At 68.9% G+C, this 17,759-nt stretch carries 12 protein-coding genes and 5 pseudogenes; 12 read left to right on the forward strand and 5 right to left on the reverse strand.

Annotation, left to right across the window (positions count from 1 at the left end; genetic code table 11):
* Nucleotides 1–666: 666 nt before the first annotated feature.
* Nucleotides 667–1,062: a nuclear transport factor 2 family protein gene (locus QA802_RS37215; protein WP_334532350.1), complete on the forward strand. Its 396-nt coding sequence runs from the start codon at nucleotides 667–669 to the stop codon at nucleotides 1,060–1,062.
* 82 nt (nucleotides 1,063–1,144) lie between these two features.
* Here QA802_RS37215 and QA802_RS37220 read toward each other — a convergent pair whose 3' ends face one another.
* On the reverse strand, nucleotides 1,145–1,519 hold the full coding sequence (locus tag QA802_RS37220; RefSeq protein WP_334532353.1) for a winged helix-turn-helix transcriptional regulator: 375 nt from the start codon (nucleotides 1,517–1,519) through the stop codon (nucleotides 1,145–1,147).
* Nucleotides 1,520–1,878: 359 nt separating this feature from the next.
* Between QA802_RS37220 and QA802_RS37225 the strand changes: the two are divergent.
* Nucleotides 1,879–2,061, forward strand: a pseudogene (locus tag QA802_RS37225) (MBL fold metallo-hydrolase); the annotation flags it as partial.
* Nucleotides 2,062–2,639: 578 nt separating this feature from the next.
* On the opposite strand, the gene QA802_RS37230 reads toward QA802_RS37225, so the two are convergent.
* Both QA802_RS37230 and QA802_RS37235 read right to left on the reverse strand, forming a co-directional pair.
* Entirely contained in the window at nucleotides 2,640–5,798 is a 3,159-nt protein-coding gene (locus tag QA802_RS37230; protein ID WP_334532356.1) for a DUF1349 domain-containing protein, read from the reverse strand.
* A gap of 206 nt (nucleotides 5,799–6,004) precedes the next feature.
* Nucleotides 6,005–6,772, reverse strand: a complete 768-nt coding sequence (locus QA802_RS37235) for a FadR/GntR family transcriptional regulator (protein WP_334532359.1) — start codon at nucleotides 6,770–6,772, stop codon at nucleotides 6,005–6,007.
* 129 nt (nucleotides 6,773–6,901) lie between these two features.
* Between QA802_RS37235 and QA802_RS37240 the strand changes: the two genes are divergently transcribed.
* The 10 genes and pseudogenes from QA802_RS37240 to QA802_RS37285 form a co-directional block, all read left to right on the forward strand.
* A complete protein-coding gene (locus QA802_RS37240) occupies nucleotides 6,902–8,017 on the forward strand; it encodes an enolase C-terminal domain-like protein (protein ID WP_334532362.1) in 1,116 nt (371 codons plus the stop codon).
* A 94-nt stretch (nucleotides 8,018–8,111) separates the two neighbouring features.
* Nucleotides 8,112–9,374, forward strand: coding sequence for an ABC transporter substrate-binding protein (locus tag QA802_RS37245; protein WP_334532364.1), 1,263 nt, complete (start codon nucleotides 8,112–8,114; stop codon nucleotides 9,372–9,374).
* 113 nt (nucleotides 9,375–9,487) lie between these two features.
* Nucleotides 9,488–10,408 (forward strand): carbohydrate ABC transporter permease, encoded by a 921-nt coding sequence (locus QA802_RS37250; protein WP_334532366.1) that lies wholly within the window; start codon nucleotides 9,488–9,490, stop codon nucleotides 10,406–10,408.
* 77 nt (nucleotides 10,409–10,485) lie between these two features.
* The gene (locus QA802_RS37255; protein ID WP_334532368.1) at nucleotides 10,486–11,370 is read left to right on the forward strand and encodes a carbohydrate ABC transporter permease; all 885 of its coding nucleotides are present in this window, start codon (nucleotides 10,486–10,488) and stop codon (nucleotides 11,368–11,370) included.
* 215 nt (nucleotides 11,371–11,585) lie between these two features.
* Nucleotides 11,586–11,927, forward strand: a complete 342-nt coding sequence (locus QA802_RS37260; RefSeq protein ID WP_334532371.1) for an L-rhamnose mutarotase — start codon at nucleotides 11,586–11,588, stop codon at nucleotides 11,925–11,927.
* Between the two features lie 75 nt (nucleotides 11,928–12,002).
* A pseudogene (locus tag QA802_RS37265) lies at nucleotides 12,003–12,427 on the forward strand (SDR family oxidoreductase); the annotation flags it as partial.
* Nucleotides 12,424–13,493, forward strand: a pseudogene (locus QA802_RS37270) (aldo/keto reductase). The pseudogenes QA802_RS37265 and QA802_RS37270, both read left to right, overlap by 4 nt.
* Nucleotides 13,474–14,376 (forward strand): amidohydrolase family protein, encoded by a 903-nt coding sequence (locus QA802_RS37275; protein ID WP_334535130.1) that lies wholly within the window; start codon nucleotides 13,474–13,476, stop codon nucleotides 14,374–14,376. Before QA802_RS37270 ends, QA802_RS37275 begins: the two are co-directional and overlap by 20 nt.
* Nucleotides 14,367–14,598, forward strand: a pseudogene (locus QA802_RS37280) (heterodisulfide reductase-related iron-sulfur binding cluster); the annotation flags it as partial. The gene QA802_RS37275 and the pseudogene QA802_RS37280, both read left to right, overlap by 10 nt.
* 301 nt (nucleotides 14,599–14,899) lie before the next feature.
* A pseudogene (locus QA802_RS37285) lies at nucleotides 14,900–15,001 on the forward strand (CGNR zinc finger domain-containing protein); the annotation flags it as partial.
* 60 nt (nucleotides 15,002–15,061) lie between these two features.
* On the opposite strand, the gene QA802_RS37290 reads toward QA802_RS37285, so the two are convergent.
* Nucleotides 15,062–16,519, reverse strand: a complete 1,458-nt coding sequence (locus tag QA802_RS37290) for a polysaccharide deacetylase family protein (RefSeq protein WP_334532374.1) — start codon at nucleotides 16,517–16,519, stop codon at nucleotides 15,062–15,064.
* Between the two features lie 900 nt (nucleotides 16,520–17,419).
* Nucleotides 17,420–17,689 carry an RICIN domain-containing protein gene (locus tag QA802_RS37295; RefSeq protein ID WP_334535132.1) on the reverse strand — a complete coding sequence of 90 codons (270 nt, stop codon included), beginning with the start codon at nucleotides 17,687–17,689 and terminating at the stop codon, nucleotides 17,420–17,422.
* Nucleotides 17,690–17,759 lie beyond the last annotated feature (70 nt).

Raw genomic sequence — 17,759 nt, forward strand, 5'->3', positions numbered from 1 at the left:
AGGCCGTCGTGGGGTGGCTCAACCGGCTCGCGGGCAGGAGTGACCGGCCATCCTCGGACGGCGAGCAGGAGAGAGACCACCCGTACGGTGTGTGATCCGCCGCAGTGACATCGGACCTATTAAGGAGCTTCAGCGTGGAGTCTGTCCAGAGGATCGACAGAAACTCCGCGATAACAGCCTGATGGCATGCCCAATCCTTGGGATCAGCTGCCGAAGCGCCGGATGCGGAAGGTCCGATAGATCGGGTGAATGAGGGTGGCTGGGGCCCTGGTGAACGCGCCTTGGACGCGTCCCCGCTGGGGTCCTCCTCCTGGTTGGCGAACTCGTGGGCGCGCCTGGCCCTGGCCGCGGTGTCACGAGTCCCTTTCACCCAGCGCTTGTTGCCGTCCACGTTTTCGCGAAAGCAGGTGGTCAGGCTTGAGTGCCCTCTGGCCGGAGGGTGCCGTGAACTGCGGGCCGCGCAACTCCCGGACACCACCGAAACGGTGAGTGACGTGCATCACATCACCCCATTGGTTACCTTGAGGTGACTGGTTACCCATGGCGAGTATGGAGGTGCAGCGGGAGAGGGTCGATCCATCCCGAGTCGCGCACGTCGCGCCACGCATCCAACCTGTAACAGAAAGCCGTCCTGCCTCCGTGTCGGATGGCGCAGGGAGTGTTGTCATGACCAGTAAGAATGTCGATATCGCCGGTGAGTACTTCCAGGCCGTCCGGACGGGTGACCTGGCCAAGGTGGGCGAGCTCCTGGACGAGGAGATCGTCTGGCATCAGCCGGGCGCCAACCGGTTCTCAGGTGAGCGCAAGGGGCGCGACGCCGTCTTCGCGATGCTCGGCGGGATGATGGAGGCCAGTCAGGGCTCCTTCGCCATCGACGCGATCCACGCCCTCATGGGCAACGGCGACATGGTGGCCGCCTCGATCCACTTCGCCGGGCGGCGGGAGGACGCGTCCATGAGCATGGACGGCGTGGACGTCCTGCGCCTCGAGGACGGCAGGATCGTCGAGATGTGGCTGTTCTCCCGCGACCAGGCGGCCGAGGACGCCTTCTGGGGGCAGTAAGCCACCCGCACCGGTTGGGGTTGCTGCCTCTGGGTGATGCCGGGCGGCTCCCCCCGGACATTTCATTCCCTTTGACAACCAGTCACGGTCGCTGGCGGGCGTTGTAGTTCTCGCGCGCCGCGAGTACCTCGGTGAAGTGTTCCTCGGCCCAGAGTGCCAGTGCCTGAAGTGGGGCATGCAGGGTGCGCCCCAGTGCGGTCAACTCGTACTCGACCCGGGGCGGGACCTCGCCGTACGCGTGCCGGGTGACGAGCCCGTCGCGTTCCAGGTCCCGGAGCGTCTCGGTGAGGACCTTGGCGCTGATGCCGTCGACGCTGGTGCGCAGGTCGCGGAAGCGCATGGGGCCTGCGCTGAGCGCGATGACCACCATGGCCGTCCACTTGTTGGCGATGCGGGCGAGCGAGGTGCGGGACGGGCAGGTCGCCGTCATGACATCGAAGGCCGGAAAATGTGGCACGTCACACGTCCTCGTGGGTTGGGTCGAGGCGACTATTACCGGCGGTAGGTGCTAGATCCGGCAGGCAGCATTTTTACCGAGGACGTCGTCTGGCACCAGCCCGGTGCTCACCCCGTCTCCGGACGCCACCGCGGTGGGGCGATGTGGGGCGACTCGGGAGGTTGAGGCCCCCTCACCGCCAGACACCGAGGGCCACGGTGTGAGCGCCGGCGAGCGGGGCTTCCCGCACTGCGGAGGCAGTGCGGGGCAGGGACTTGCCGGCCGACGCAGTTCAGCGCCCGACGCCCACAGGTCTGTGGAAATGGCGAGTTGAGCGAGGGCTGTCCTCGGCGGACAGGCTGGGCGGCGCCGTACGCCCCCTGAAGGACTGCGCGCTGCTCACCCTGGACAGCGCTCAGGCCGTCGAGGCCGCCCGCATCCTGGGCGCCCGGCGGATCGTGCCGGTCCACTTCGACAGATGGGCCCACTTCGCCGAGGGGCGCGAGCAACTCGTGGACGCCTTCACCACCGCCGGATTGATCGACCGCGTGGAACTCGCCTGACCCTGCACGCCCCGGCCGCTGCGGTGCGTCACCAGCGCACCGCCGGCGGTCCATTCCCCGGCCCGGCCACCCGCGCCCGGCCGGCGCACCGCACAAGGAATCCCCCGTGAACGACCCGATCAAGGGCATGACCCGGCCGGCGCCCAGTACACCCTGTGGCGGATCATCTTCCCCGCTGATGCGGCCGATCGTCGCGACCGTGTTCATCCTGACGCGCTGAGCGTCTGGAACGACTTCGCCAGCCCCCAGGTCATCCTCGGCCCCGGCAACGACGTCTACACGGTCACGACCGGCGTCTAGGCGGCGGTCGGCGCCTGCTCGGCCCACTACACGAAGGCATCCTCGTCCTCTTCGTCGTGCTGCAACGCCACGTCATGAGCGGCCTGGCCGCGGGGTCGGTGAAGGGCTGACGGGGGGTTCCAGGGCCCGCTCAGGGTTCTCGGCGCCGAGACGATGCCGCCTGCGCGTTGCCGTACCGCGCGCAGGTCGGCCCGGACATGACGGCGCTCCGCGTGCCGGTGTGGAGGTCACACCGGCACGCGGAGCTCCTTTCGGAGATCGTGACCCGAACCGCTGCGTCAGCTGACGGAGAACTGGCTGAAGTTCGCGGTGCCGATGCCTCCGGAGTGGGCCGTGGAGAACATGCCCGCGTCCAGGGTGCTGTTCGCCCCGGTCAGCGTCGCGGTTCCGACAGTGGTCCAGGTGGTGCCGTTGGCGGAGTAGGAGCCGGTGACCGACGTGCCGTTCCTGACCAGGCGGAGCCAGACAGGGGCGACGGTGGCGCTTCCGGTCTTGATGGTGTTGGTGTCGAGGTAGCCGTCACCGTTGGAGTCCGACGACAGGGCGATTCCGTTGCCGGGGGTGGTGGCGAGGACGAGGTACCCGGTGGACGAGCCGGCGGAGGCGATGCTGTTTCGCAGCATCAGGCCGGCTTTGGCCCAGCCGTTGGTGTTGTCCTGGCTGGTGACGCGGACGGTGACGGTCGAGGACGTTCCAGCGGCCCCCGTCTGGTAGGCGGCGGCGTACTCGTCGTCGTATGCCGTGCCGGAGCGCCATATGTCGATGCCCGCGCCGGTCAGGGAGGTCACTTGGCCGCTTTGGCTGGCTGCGGCCGGGATCGGACTGTATGCCTTGTAGGGAGAGGTGACGATTCGCAGGTTGCTGAATGTCGCGCTGCCCGCGGTGGCGCTGTGGGCTGTGTGGATGACACCGGCATCCTGTGTGGTCGCCATGGACGGCAGGGTCACCGTCGAGCCGATCTGGGTGAAGGCGGATCCGTCGGTGGAGTAGTAGGCGGAAACCTGGGTGGCGGTGCGGGTGAGCCGCACCCAGACCGGCGCCTTGACGGTGGCAGCGGTGGACGTGAGCTGGTCGAGGTAACCGTCGGCGTTGGAGTCCCACTGGAAGTTGACGCCGTGGCTCGGGGTCGCCGTGACGACCGTGTATCCGGCAGAGGAGCCGCTGCCGGTGAGGTCGTTGCGCAGGGCGACGCCGGCCTTGGCCCAGCCATTGCTGTTGTCCAGGTTGTCGACCCGGGCGGTCACCGAGGTGCCGTTGACGGCCGCCCCGGCCCGGAAGACGGTGCCGTAGGCATCGTCGTGCTGTCCGCCGGCACCCCAGATGTCCGCGCCCGCGTCGGTGATGGTGAAGCGGCCGCCGCTCTGGCCGGTGTTGGCGGGGGTTGAGGAGTAGGCACTGTAGGGGGAGCTGACGGGGTCGGTGGTCAGCGGACGGTACAACGGCTGGATGCCGGCACTCTCCATGACCGTCTTGGCGGCTGCCGGCCAGTTGCCGTTGCTGACGACGACGGTGCCGCTCACCGCGTCACCGCGGCCGTTGGTGTTGGTGATGTTCGCGGAACTGTTGTTCGTCCAGTTGTCGGTCAGGGTCAGGGCGCCGGTGTTGTTGGTCGAGCTGCTGTTCTCGTGGCCCCAACTGCCGGTGTTGCGGAAAACGTTGTTGGTGTCCGTGAAGTTCCGGGAGCCCTCGTCGTGGTAGAAGCCGAACCAGCCGTTGTTGGTGTGGCAGTAGTTGCGTTCGAAGGTGCTGCCCGGTGACGCCGACAGCGTGTACATGCAGCCGCCGTCGGTCATCTGCTGCATGAGGTCGTGGATGTAGTTGTCCGTGACGTGGTTGTCGGCGGCGGTGGTCGCCGTCGTGTAGGTGGGCTGGTAGCTGTACAGGCCCCGGTTGACGTAGTCCTGGCTGCCGCCGATGTCGTTGACGCCCCAGCCGTAGCCGATGGTGAGGCCGGAGTAGGGCAGGTTGTACACCTCGTTGTGCGAGACGGTCGCGCCGCTGACGTAGGTGACGAGGATGGCCGACATGTCACGGTATTCCAGCGCCACGTCATGGATGAGGTTGTTGCTCAGCGTGATGTTCTTGTTGGTCATCCGGCTGTCGCCGGGGTGGTGCGCGTCCGCCTGAAGGCCGCCGGCGACGATGCCGCCGCCCGCGTCCTGGGTGAACACGTTGGCCGTCGCGGTGATGGTGTCGGCGCCGAGTCCCACGCCGGTGGTGTGGGCGTTGGCGTCGTTGCCGATGCCGAGGCCGACCTGCCCGAGTTGGGTGAACCGGTTACCGGTGAACGTGATGTGGTCGGCGGCCGAGACCTGTACGGCGGCGGGCATCTGGTCCCAGTGGGGGCGTGTCGCCTCGAAGAGCGGGCAGCCGCTCTGGCAGGAGGTCAGCGCGTCCGACGGGCGGTCCCAGGTACCGGAGATGTACGCGCCGGTCTGCTGGCTGGCGTAGCCGTGGGCGGTGGGGTCCAGCCAACTGGTGCCCGAGAACTGCAGCCCTGAGAAGGCGATGTGGGTGGCGGGGGAGGAGTACGTCCCTCCGACGCCGATGAGTGACTCCAGCTTCGGCACCTCGACGTCGGCCGCGCTCATGTCCTGCCCGGTGAGCGGCTTGTAGTACAGGGTGCCGGTGGCGGTGTCGAGGTACCACTCGCCGGCCGTGTCGAGGAATTCGTAGGCGTTCTCGATGTACAGGGGGCCGGCCCGGAAGGGGCTCGTCAGGGTGTCGTAGCCGAACGTGTTGTTGTCCCACGAGGGCTGGTCCATGGTGATGGCGCCGCTGCTGATGCCGGTCACCGGGGCATAGCGGTCGGTGAAGGATCCGATGCCGTGGATCTCGGTCCGGCCGGGCTGCGCGAGGCTGTTGAGGTAGCTCAGCGAGCTGTCGGTGAACGTGTAGCCGCTGGTGGTCGCGGTCAGGTAGGAGCGGTTGACCGAGGAGCGGGCCCTGGTGGCCAGGACGCCGTCGACGAACAGATGGCGCGTGTCGAAGCCGGTGCCGACGTCGGCCTTCCAGATGTTCTTGGCCGAGTCCTGCACGGTCCAGCCGGTGGCCTTCTGCGCTCCGGTGATGACGGGATGGGCGCCGAGCGCGGCCTTCCAGGTCACCGTGTAGCCGCCGGTGCCGGAGTCCGCCGAGGTGAAGGCGAGCGGCGCGGAGAGCCGGTAGACGCCGTCGGCGAGCTCGATGGTGATGTCACCTGTCATGGAGCCGTTGATCGCCCGCACGTTGGTCTTGGCCTGGGTGACGGAGCAGGGCTGGCTGACGGAGCAGGCGGTGCCGGAGCCGTTCGGGGAGGCGTAGAGGGTCGTGCCGGCCGCGAAGGCGGGGTCGGCCTGGATGAGGACTGCCGCGGTCGAGGCGACGAGGACGGCGGCGGTGGCCAGCCATGATCTGAGGCGGTCAGGGCCTGCGGGGCGGATGTGGGTTGTTCGCACGTGAGACCTTCCGGGAGGTTCAGACGATCTGGGGGTGCTCTTGGTGGGCGGGGGAGCCGGCGACAAGAGGGGAAGGGGTAATGGCGAAGTAACATTAGACGTCATATGAATTTCGTCAATAGGTCGAGCGTCGTCGACCCGGTCGGCCCCGGGCATGCGAACGCCCCCGGCCTGTCGGCTCGGGGGCGAGGTCGGTGCGGGTGCCCTCAGAAGGTGGGGGAGCCTACGTTCGGCAAGCGGCGGCGGCTCCAAGCGGTCTGGATGTGTGCGGCCATGGCCTGTGCGGCCCCGTCGGGGTCCCGGGCCAGCAGCCGCTCGGCGACTGCGCGGTGCTCTTCGTTGGCCTGGTGGCACGCGGTCTCGTCCGGCGTGCCGTTGTACAGGAAGGTCGTGCGCGCCTGGGCGTGGAGGATCCGGATGATGGAACGGCCGAGCCTGTTGTGGGATGCCTGGAGGATCCGGTCGTGGAAGGCCACATCGGTCTCGATGAAGCGTGCCGGGACGGCGGTCTCCTCGTCGAGCCGGGCGAGCAGCCGCTCGATGGCTCGCAGGTCGTCGTCGGTGGCCAGCTCCGCGGCCTGGGCGGTCATCTGGGCCTCCAGCGTGGACCGGATGTCGACCAGCTGGTCGAGGACGACGAGCTGGTCGTCGTGCTGGACGGTCGCGGCGAGCACCACGGGGTCGAGGAGGTTCCATTCCTCGGGCGGGGTGACGGTGGTGCCGTAGCCCTGCCGGGCGAGGACCAGCCCCTTGGCCTCCAGGGACTTGACCGCCTCGCGGACGGTGATGCGGCTGACGCCGAACGTCTCGCAGAGCTCGGGTTCCACCGGCAGGGTCGATCCCGGAGGAAGGACGCCCGACACGATCGAGTCGGTCAGGCTCTCCATGACTGCCTGCGCCAGCCGGGCCGGACGCTTGGGCCAGGGCTTGAGAACGGGAGGCTCTCCTCCTCTGCCGGCGCTGTCCTTGGCCATGTGTGCCCCCTTGCTGGTGCGGATGACGGCGAGTCTACTGTGCGGAACTTCTTGACAGCATTCGTATGACGACTTACGTTACACGAAAATTTCGCAGCAGTACTTCTCCTGTGGCAAGGGGTGCACGCCGTGCGCATTACCGAAGTCGAGTGCCATCCGGTCCGGGTGCCCGGGGTCAGTCCGCCCTTCGTCTGGCGGGACGGACTCCTGGGCAGCCCGTCCGAGGGCGAGGCCGCGGCGCTGCGCATCTGCACGGACGAAGGGGTCGAGGGGGTGGCGATGTCCCCCCGGCGGGGCAGCGGTGTCATCCTGGCGGACCTGCTGGACCGCGTCCTGCGCAAGGAGTTGGTGGGTCAGGATCCGCTGCAGCGGGAATGGCTCTGGCACCGCATGTGGGAGCTGGACCGCACCGAGGAGCTTCCGCTCTACCTGCTGGGTCTGGTCGACACCGCCCTCTGGGACCTGGCCGGACGACTCGCCGACCGGCCCACCTGGCAGATGCTCGGCGGTTACCGTACCTCGATACCCGCCTACGCCTCCACCGTCACCTACTCCTCGGTCGAGGAGTACCTGGACATCGCCGACCAGGCCCTCGAACTCGGCTACCCGGCCATCAAGCTCCACGCCTGGGGCGACGCCCGCCGCGACGCCCGCCTGTCGGTGGCTCTGCGCGAACACGTGGGGGACGACATCCCGCTGATGTTCGACGGCTCGGCGGGCTTCGACCTCCCCGACGCGATCTATCTCGGGCACGCCCTCTCGGGCGCCGGGTACCTCTGGTACGAGGAGCCGATGAGGGAGTTCAGCGTCACCGCGTACAAGCGTCTCGCCGACGCGGTGGCCGTTCCCCTCCTCGTGGCGGAGACGTCCGACGGGGCGCACATGAACTCGGCCGACTTCATCCAGGCCGGCGCCGCCACCTTCGGAGTCCGCGCCTCCACCCAGCTGCGGGGCGGCTTCACCGGCGCGATGCGCACCGCCCACCTCGCCGACGCCTACCGGCTGCGCGCCGAGGTGCACGGGCCGGAGATCCCCAACCGGCACCTGTGCATGGCCATCTCCAATACCACCTACTACGAGTCGCTGGTCATGGGCAACCCCATCGGCCGCGAGAGCGGCATCGACGCCCACGGCCTCGTCCATGCCCCCACCGGTCCGGGCGTCGCCCTTCCGGCGGGCTTGGATTACCCTCCCGTCCTTCAAAGATTTGTCGACAAGGAGACCGTCACTCCGCCCCGGGCCTGATGACCGGAGCCGCAGGCCCGACCGCCTGTTTCGAACACCCCGAACGCGGCGCCTCTCCCTGTCGTGCGCCATTTTCCAAGATCTGAGGTCAGTCATGAACGACGACGTTCCGGTTTCCTCCCGCCGCCAGCTCAGAGACGCGGCCGCCGCCGTCCTGGGCGCGGTCTCCCTGCTCGCGATCGCTGCCTGCGGCAGCGCGGACCCCACACCCACGGCGACTTCCTCCCCCGCCGCCTTCAAGCCTGTCGCGCAGCAGGAAGGCAGCGAGATCACGGTCTGGGCGGACGCCGCCCGTGTGCCCGGCGTGCAGGCGTACCAGGAGGCGCACCCCGACGTGAAGCTGAAGATCGTCACGTACAGCGGCGACGCCAACGGGGCCAACGACCTGCAGACCAAGGTGCAGCTGTTCGACCGGACCGGCAGCGGCTGGCCCGACGTCGCCTTCAGCGCCAACGTCAACGACGGCAGCTGGGCCGCCCAGGGCAAGTCCCCCTATGCCGCGCCCGTCGACAAGGGCCTGGTCCCGCTGTCGACCCTGAACGGATTCGCGCACGGCGCACTGAACCCCTGCAAGGTCAACGGCAGCACCTACTGTCTGCGCAACGACCTCGCCCAGAACGTGCTCTGGTACAACAAGGAGCTCATGGGCAAGTGGGGCTACTCCGTCCCGACCACCTGGGAGGAGTACCAGGCCCTCGGTGAGCGGGTCGCCAAGGAACACCCCGGGTACCTGGTCGGAACCGCCGGGGACGCCTGGACGCCGGAGGTGTACTTCTGGGCGAGTCAGTGCACCGCCAGCACCGCGACCGGTGCCAAGAAGGTCACCGTGGACCTGCACGACTCCAAGTGCACCCGGATGGCCAGGCTGCTCGACACTCTGATCGCCAAGGGATCGGTCGCCAAGGACACCGTCTTCAGTGCCGGCTTCATCAAGAACCAGGCGAGCAAGGTCCTCATGCTCCCCGGCCCGTCCTGGTACGGGCAGGTGCTCTTCAACTCCACCTTCAAGATCCCCAAGGGGCAGATCGCCGCTGCTTCACCGCTGAAGTTCGAGGGCGATGACAAGAACTACACCGGCAACGTCGGCGGCGGCCTGTGGTTCGTCTCCTCCCACAGCAAGAACCTCAAGACGGCCTCCGACCTGGTCACCTGGATGACCACCTCCGACGACTACCAGGCCACCGCGGCCACCTACCCCGCCTACAGGCCCGCGGCCACCACCTGGCTCGCCAACCAGCGCAGCACCGGCTACTTCGCCAACGACATCAGCCCCGTCTTCGAGGAAGCCGCGGAACTGATCTGGCCGGCTGGTCCGCCACCCAGTACAGCCAGGAAGCGATCTACTCCTCCACCGTGATCCCGGCCCTGAACTCCGGCAAGACCCTCACCGACACCCTGGACACCTGGCAGAAGGCCATCACCGACAAGGCCGAGTCCCTCGGATACACCGTCAACTAGCGAAGCGGACCCATGACCACCCACCTCGCAACGGAGCGGAGCGGCCGCCGCGGCGACCGCTCGGCCCGCAACCCGGTCGGACGCGCCGGATACGTCTTCGTCTCCGGCTACGTCCTCCTCCTGCTCGCCTTCGGCGTCCTGCCCACCGGTTACGCGGTGTGGCTGGCACTGTCCAACTCCCGCAGCCAACTCGTCGGGATCGGCAACTTCACCCGCACCTTCAGCGACTACCGCTTCGGACCGGCCTTCCTCCACATCGGCCTGTACCTGGTGGTGTGGCTGGCCAGCCTGATGATCCTGGTGGTGCTGCTCTCCCTGATGCTGCACGGCCGCATGCGCAGGGCCTCCACCAGCCTGCGGTTCCTGTTCTACCTGCCGGGCGCCCTCGCGGGGGTGGCGAGCGTACTGCTCTTCCTGATCCTCCTCGACCCGGCGGCCAGTCCCGTCGGCTGGCTGCTGAAGGGCTTCGGCTGGAACACCCTCGCCCAGGTCAACGCCCCCGACCACCTGCCCGTTCTCTTCACCGTCATCGCCTTCTGGACCGGGGCCGGCGGCTGGATCGTGGTCATGTACGGCGCGCTCAACAGCATCCCCGACGAGATCCTGGAAGCCGCCCGCATCGACGGCGCCAACACGCTCCAGATCGCCCTGCGCATCCAGATCCCGATGCTCACCAAGTGGATCGCGTACATGCTGATCCTGGCCTTCGCGGCCGGCACCCAGCTCTTCGTCGAGCCACAACTGGTCTCCCTCGCCAGCTGGGGCATGATCCCCGACAGCTGGTCGCCGAACCAGCTCTCCTACCAGTACGCCTTCCAGGCAGGCGACTTCAACGGCGCGGCGGCGCTCTCCGTCGACCTCCTCATCCTGGGCCTCGCCTGCGCGGCGCTCGTCGTCTTCCGTACCGGCCTGTTCGACAGGGACGAACGATGACCACGGCTCACACGACCACAGCCCGCCGAACCCCGCCGCCCCACAACGCCGGCGCCCGCACCAGCCCGAGGAAACCCATGCGCCGGACGCGCCGCCCCAGCTCACTGGCCGCCCGGCTGGCCTGGCTCATCGTCATGGGCCTGGCCGTGCTGTTCTTCTGTGTGCCGGTGGCGTGGCTCCTGCTGGCCCCGACCAAGACCGACGGCCAGATCGTGCGGGACAACCCCTTCTCCTTCGGCTCCCTGGGGGCCGTCGCCGACACCTGGCACCACCTCTACGCCTTCCAGGACGGCGCCATCCTCACCTGGTTGCAGAACTCGGCGCTCTACACGTTCGGCGCGCTGATCCTCACCCTGGTGACGTCGATCCCCGCCGGGTACGCGCTGGCGCTCACCCAGTTCATCGGCCGGCGGATGCTGCTGACCGTCACCATGCTCGTGATGCTCATGCCGACCGCCGCGATGGTGCTGCCCCTGTACCTGGGAATGAACGCCGTGCACCTGGACGGCACGATCTGGTCGGTCATCCTGCCGTTCTCCTTCTTCCCGTTCGGGGTCTATCTCACCTACATCTACTTCTCCTCCAACGTCCCCTCCGACCTGCTGTCCGCCGCACGGATCGACGGCTGCTCGGAGTGGCAGGTCTTCCGGCTCATCGCGATGCCGCTGGCCAAGCCGGTGATCGCCCTGGTCGGCTTCTTCAACTTCGTCGGCAACTGGAACAACTTCTTCCTGCCGTTCGTGATGCTGCCCGACAGCTCCCAGTATCCGGCGCAGGTGGGACTGAACAACCTGCTCGCCGCCTCACCGCTGTTCAACACCTCCAGCGGCGGGGGAAACCAGATCCTGCGGCCCGAACTGGCCCTGGCCACCCTGGTGACCATCGTTCCCGTTCTGATCGTGTTCCTGTTCTCCCAACGCGCTCTCGTGTCCGGCATGCTCGCCGGTGCGACCAAGGAGTGAGGCGGCAGCCACACCCCGGCCCCCTGACGACTCCTTCGTCCGCTCATGGCGCGCTGACAAACGCCCGCCGCACACCGCCGTGCCGAACCGACGTTCCCTGACGTCGAGGTCGTTCCGAGCAGCGTGTCGTGCGGGCAGAGCCTTCGCCGATGCGCCACCAGGCACGCCCGATCCGGACCGGCCGGCAACGCGGCCTCCCTCACCGAAGGACCCCGATGAAACGCGTCGCCCAGACGATCCGCCTGCGGCCGGAGCACCGTGACCAGTATCTGCGCCTGCACTGCGAGGTATGGCCGGCTGTCGAGGCCGCACTGCGGGCCGCGAACATCCGCAACTACAGCATTTTTCTGCGCGAGGACACGCTGTTCGGCTACTTCGAGTACCACGGCGACGACTTCGAGGCGGACATGGCCGCTATCGGCGCCGACACGGCCACCCAAGCCTGGTGGAAGCTCACCAGCCCCTGTCAGGAGTCCTGGGCCGACAGCGGCACAGCGGGCAACTGGTCGGACCTGACCGAGATCTGGCATCTGACCCCTTCGGCGACAGCCACCTGACAACCACCCCACGCGAGGAGACGCTCAGTGAAACTGCTACGAGTCGGCGCGCCCGGCGAGGAGCGGCCCGCCGCCGTGCGTACCACCCGCGCCGCCCTGCCGTATCTGCGGCCCTCGTCCCACGCGGCGGTCGTCAACACCTGCTCCATCGCTGCCACCGCGGGCCCTTCCCACCGCGCCCTGTACTCCGCCAGCAAGGGCGAGGTGCTGTCGCTGACCCTGGCGATGGCAGCGGACCACGTCCGTGAGGGCAACCGCGTCAACCCCGGCACCGCCGACACCCCTGGGTGACCCGGCTCCTGGACGCCGCGGACGACCCGGAGGCCGAACGTGCCGCCCTCGACGCACGCCGGCCCCTGGACCGCCTCGTCACCGCGGACGAGGCGGCGGCGGCCGTGGTCCACCTGGCGAGCCCCGCCGCGGCCTCCGTCACCGGCATCGCCCTGGCCGTCGACGGTGGCCTGCAGGGACTCCGGCTGCGCCCGGCGGCCGGCTCATGAGAACGACCGCGCTGGGCACCACCGACGTCAGAGTCACCGAGCTGTCCTTCGGGCCGCCGGCATCGGAAACCTCTTCCGCCCGGTCACCGACGAGGCCGCGTCCGCCGCGGTGGAGGCGGCCTGGGACGTGGGCATCCGCACCTTCGACACCGCCCCGCACTACGGACTCGGGCTGTCCGAGCGCCGCCTGGGTGCCACGCTGCGCGGACGCGACCGCGACACGTACACCGTCTCCACCAAGGTCGGGCGGCTGCTCGAACCCGCCCCGGAGGGCGGCCGCGGTGACGATCTCGCACACGGCTTCGCCGTGCCCGACACCCACCGCCGCCACTGGGACTTCAGCTCCGACGGCGTCCTGCGCTCCCTGGAAGCGAGCCTGGACCGCCTCGGCCTGGACCGGGTGGACATCGCCCTGCTGCACGACCCGGACCACCACGCCGAGCAGGCCCTCACCGAGGCGTACCCGGCGCTGGAACGGCTGCGCGGCGAAGGCGTCGTCAAGGCGATCGGCGTCGGAGTGAACCGGTGCGCGCTCCCCGCCCGCTTCCTGCGCGAGACCGACATCGACGTGGTGCTGCTCGCCGGCCGCTACACCCTGCTGGAACAGGAAGGGCTGGCGGAAGTACTGCCCGAGGCCGCCGCCCGCGGCAGGAGTGTCATCGTCGGCGGGGTTTTCAACTCGGGTCTCCTCACCGACCCGAAACCCGGGTCCATGTACGACTACGCGCCCACCCCACCACATGTGCTGGACCGGGCCCTGCGCATGAAGGCGGTCACCGAACGCCACGGCGTACCGCTGCGCGCAGCCGCTCTGCGCTTCCCGTTCGGCCATCCGGCGGTCGCGAGCGTACTGTCCGGTGCGCGTTCCGCCGAGGAGGTCCGCGACACGGTGGACCAGCTGCGGCGAACGGTACCGGCCGCGGTCTGGGACGGAATACGCGCCGAGGGGCTGCTGCCCCCACACGTCCCTGTCGCCCTCGCCGCCTCACGGGTCGACGAAGCCGATCGGCCGCAGGGCGAGTCGAGGAGTCGTGGGGGTGACCGCCATGGAGGGGAACACCGCTGAGGGCGTCATCGACGCGCACCACCACGTGTGGGACCTCTCCGTCCGCGACCAGGACTGGATCACCGGACCGGAACTCGCCCCGCTGCGCCGCGACTTCCTGCTCGCCGACCTGGAGTCCGAGGCCCGGGCCTCCGGCGTCACCGCGACGGTCCTGATCCAGACGATCGACGTGCCGGAGGAAACGCCCGAGTTCCTGGCGTTGGCCCAGGACAGCGACCTGGTGGCCGGCGTCGTCGGCTGGATCGACCTGACCTCCTCAGATGCCGCCCGCGCGCTCGCGGTGCTGCGGGAGGGACCGGGCGGCGAGTACCTGGTGGGCATCCGACACCAGGTGCAGGGCGAATCCGACCCTCGCTGGCTGATGCGGCCGGACGTACGACGTGGGCTCGCCGCGGTGGCCGAGGCGGGGCTCGTGTACGACCTGGTCGTCAGGCCCCACCAGCTCGCGGCCGCGTATGAGACCGCCCGACTGCTTCCCGGCCTCACCTTCGTACTCGATCACGCGGGCAAGCCCCCCATCGCCTCGGGCGAGCTGCGGCCGTGGGCGGACTCAGTTCGTCTGCTGGCCTCGCTGCCCAACACCGTCTGCAAGCTCTCCGGCATGGTGACCGAGGCCGACTGGGACCGGTGGAGCGTCGAGGACCTCCGGCCATACGCGGACACGATGCTGGACGTCTTCGGCCCGCGGCGGCTGATGTTCGGATCCGACTGGCCCGTCTGCCGGCTGGCCGCCACATACGCCGAAGTCATCTCCACCGCACGGGAGTTGATGGCCGCTCTCCGTCCCGACGAACAACACGAGGTCTTCACCGGAACCGCTCTGAGGACCTACGGCCTGACGTTCACCGGCTCACCGGCCGCTCAGGAAGCACCATGCGCATAGTTCCCTCCATCACCTGTTTCAACGACGTGATGTTCCCCCGCACCGGCCGCGCGGTGACCGAACTGCTGGAACGGCTCGGCCACCGTGGAGTTCCCGCAGGACCAGACCTGCTGCCGCCAGACGCACTTCAACACCGGCTACCGCCCCGAGACCCTGCCCATGGTGCGCCGATTCGCGGAGGTCTTCGACGGCTACGACGCCGTGGTCACCCCTTCCGGCTCCTGACAGAGTCCGGCCACCTGAGCCACGTTGCGCGCCCAGATCGCCGACGGTCCTGCGACATCGGCGGGTTGTTCGCCGACCGCAAGGAACAGTGGTTCTGACGAGGTGACTTCCCGGCCGGCTGAGATGACCCCGGCCAACGAGCTCTACGCCCGATGACTGCAGTTCGCCGCGTTCCGGCCGATAGGTCGCCGATCAGTCCGCGGCGGAACCGCCGAGCGCGGACAGCTCGGGCCCGAGACCGCCGGGACGCTGGACCGCCGGCCGGCGCCGGGCCGAGCGGTGAAGTCTCGGGCGGTGTTCGGCACCGGGCTGCCGTGCCGTCTTCGTCGACACCTCGGGAAACCGCCGCCGCGCATACTGCTCACGCCTGTGCGCCATGCGGGTCCACGTGTCCGCGCACCGCGATCGCAAGCGGCGGCCGCAAGGCCATCCACGTCGACCGTGCCGTTCCCGCCGGAGTTCAAAGGGTTGCGCGCAGGTGGCTGACGGTGACGAAGTGGTAGCCGCGGGCGGTGAGGGTGCGCAGGATCTCGGGGACGGCGGCGACCGAGGTGGGGTGGATGTCGTGGATCAGGACGACGTCGTTGGGTTCGGCCTGGGAGATGACGGTCCGGGCGACCTTGGCCGGGTCGTGGGTCTTCCAGTCCAGGGTGTCCATGTCCCACAGGACGGGGGAGAGGCTGGTGGCCGCCTTGACCTCGTCGTCGATCGCGCCGTACGGCGGGCGGAACAGTGTCGGCTCCTTGCCGGTCGCGTCCTTGATCGCCGTGGTGGTGCGCTCCAGCTGGGAGCGGATCTGGGCTGGGGTGAGATTGGTGAGGACCGGGTGGTTCCAGGAGTGGTTGGCGACCTCGTGGCCGGACTTCATCTCGGCGCGGACGATGTCCGGGTGGGTGGCGACGTTCTGGCCGACGACGAAGAAGGTGGCGCGCGCCTTGTACTGGGCGAGGTTTTTGAGCAGCGTTCCCGTCTCGGGGGCGGCGGGGCCGTCGTCGAAGGTCAGGGCGATGCACTTGGCCTTGGAGCAGTCCGTGGTGTCCTCGCCCGGGTCCGGCTGGGCGGCGACGGCCGGGGCGGGTGTGCGGGTGCCACCGAGGTCGAGCTTGTCGTCCGGGTCGGTGGTCTCCGCCTGGGCGCGGCTGCCGAAGTCGGACAGCCACGGGGTGACGATCGCCCTGGGGAGGGTGACAGAGATGCGGCCGGCAGGGGGGAGGCCGACCGTGTCCCGGTCGAAGTCCACCCTCAGATCTCCGTCGGCGGTGAAGGCCATGTCGTCCAGGTAGGAGTCCCGGTACTCCCGGTCGCCGAGCGCCGCGTCGACGCTCTCGGGAGTGACCCCTTCCCGCTTCTCCAGGCCCTTCTTCAGGGCCGAGACGAAGGTGTCACGGGAACCGTCCGCGATGAGCCCGGGGGAGGGCCGGTACTTCTTGGCGGCGCCGTCGTACCAGTACGTCCTGGTGCCTATGCCGTCCGCGTTCGACGTACGGTCGACTGTCGTCAGCCGGACGCCCAGCACGTCGCCGGAGGCCACGAGGAACGAGAAGCTGACGTTCAGCTCGGGGCCCTCCGACCCGTCCGCGCCGCCGCAGCTCGGCGGGCCGCCGATGTCCTCGCCGAGGAAGCCCGCGAGGCGCACCTCCACGTCCCTTTTCATCGCGGCCGTCATCGCCCCGGCGCCGGGGACGTCCGGGTAGCTCGTAGCCCAGGGGCACGAACGGTCGGTGCTGCTGTCGCTGACGATGTTCACGCCCTTGAGCTTGCTCAGGTCGACCTGGGTGCCGGTGCCGTTGCCTCGGGTCCGGGACGGGTTGTCCGCGGAGGGCGCGGAGTCCGCCGGGGAGGAGCCGGTGGAGCAGGCGCCCGTGAGGGCGAGCGAGCCGAGCAGGAAAAGCACGGGGGCGAGGGCGTGTCGAGGCATACGTGAACCTGGGTCCGTGAGGTGCCGGGGGCATGAGTGCGGGCGTGCGGTGCACGAGCTGTCGCGGCGCTGCGACGTCCCGCTGCGGGTGCCTTGCGATGGGCAAGAGCTTTCTTTTTGCCGGGTCAAGCTATGTTTTCGGCCGGTCTCCCGCAATCCTCTTGGCCGCCGCCGGAGCGGATGTGACCACTCTCTCTCCGGCCAAGCTGCCGGGCGCCCCATGCATCGCGCGAGGAGACGCCCGAGTCGTGCTGTGGGAGCGGCCCACGCACGGGTTCAGCGGTCCGGTGGAGCTGCTGACCGGTCCGTGGACGCCCAAGACTCTGACGCAGTCCGATGGGCCCCCCGTCACCGTGCCCCCGATCGCTGCCCGAGGTCCTCCCACCCCCGGGCCTGCGGTCGGGCTCACCACCGCCACACTCGTGGTGCGACGGCCACCGATCGACACGTCACACCGTCCGGGGCCATTTCGTCATTCCGTGCGGACGCGGTGAAGCTGCCGAACGGCGACTGGCTGGACCGCCGACTGTCAGCCATCACACAGCTCGTCGCCGGCGGCCACCACGACGCGCACCGCGAGTCTCTGCCGCCTGTCGTGCCGTAGTCGGAAAGGCGGGCCGGGCCTGTTGGAGCGAAGCCGAGAGGGGCGGGGGAGGCGTAGACCCTGCCGGTCCGCTGGTTGACGGCGAGACCCGCCGGCCGGGCACCCTCGACGGTGCCCGCTCCTTCTCCTTGCAGATACGCATCCCCAGCCCCCCATGGTGGTCGGCGAGGCTGGGAGTCTGGTCCGCACGTGGAGAGGGCCGCGACCGGGTGTCGTGACCCTCGCTCGGGGCCCTGCGTGGAGCAGGCCCTGTTTCCACCGGGGTGGCCGGGGGACTCAGCGGGATCCGCTGTTGGTCAGTCCTTGCCGGTGAGCCGCCAGATCTTGTTCTTCTTGGTGGTCAGGGTGCTGCCGGTGTCGCATGTCCATTGGTGGATGAGGGTGCGGGGCGCGGTGGAGATGGTGCTGACGTCGACGCACTCGCTGCTGTTCACGGCGACGAGCTGGTGGTCGTGGCTGTTGCCGAGCGCGGTCACCGTGCTCAGCTTGAACCGCTGGTTGGTGCCCCCGTGGCAGGTCCACTGCTGGACGGCGGCGCCGTTGGCGGTGGAGTAGTAACCGGCGATCCGCCGCTATGTTGCCGCGCTGCTTCGGCCACTCGAATTCATGGAGCTGTGGGCGCCTCCTCCTTTGAGA

The sequence above is a fragment of the Streptomyces sp. B21-105 genome (assembly GCF_036898465.1).
GTDB lineage: Bacteria > Actinomycetota > Actinomycetes > Streptomycetales > Streptomycetaceae > Streptomyces.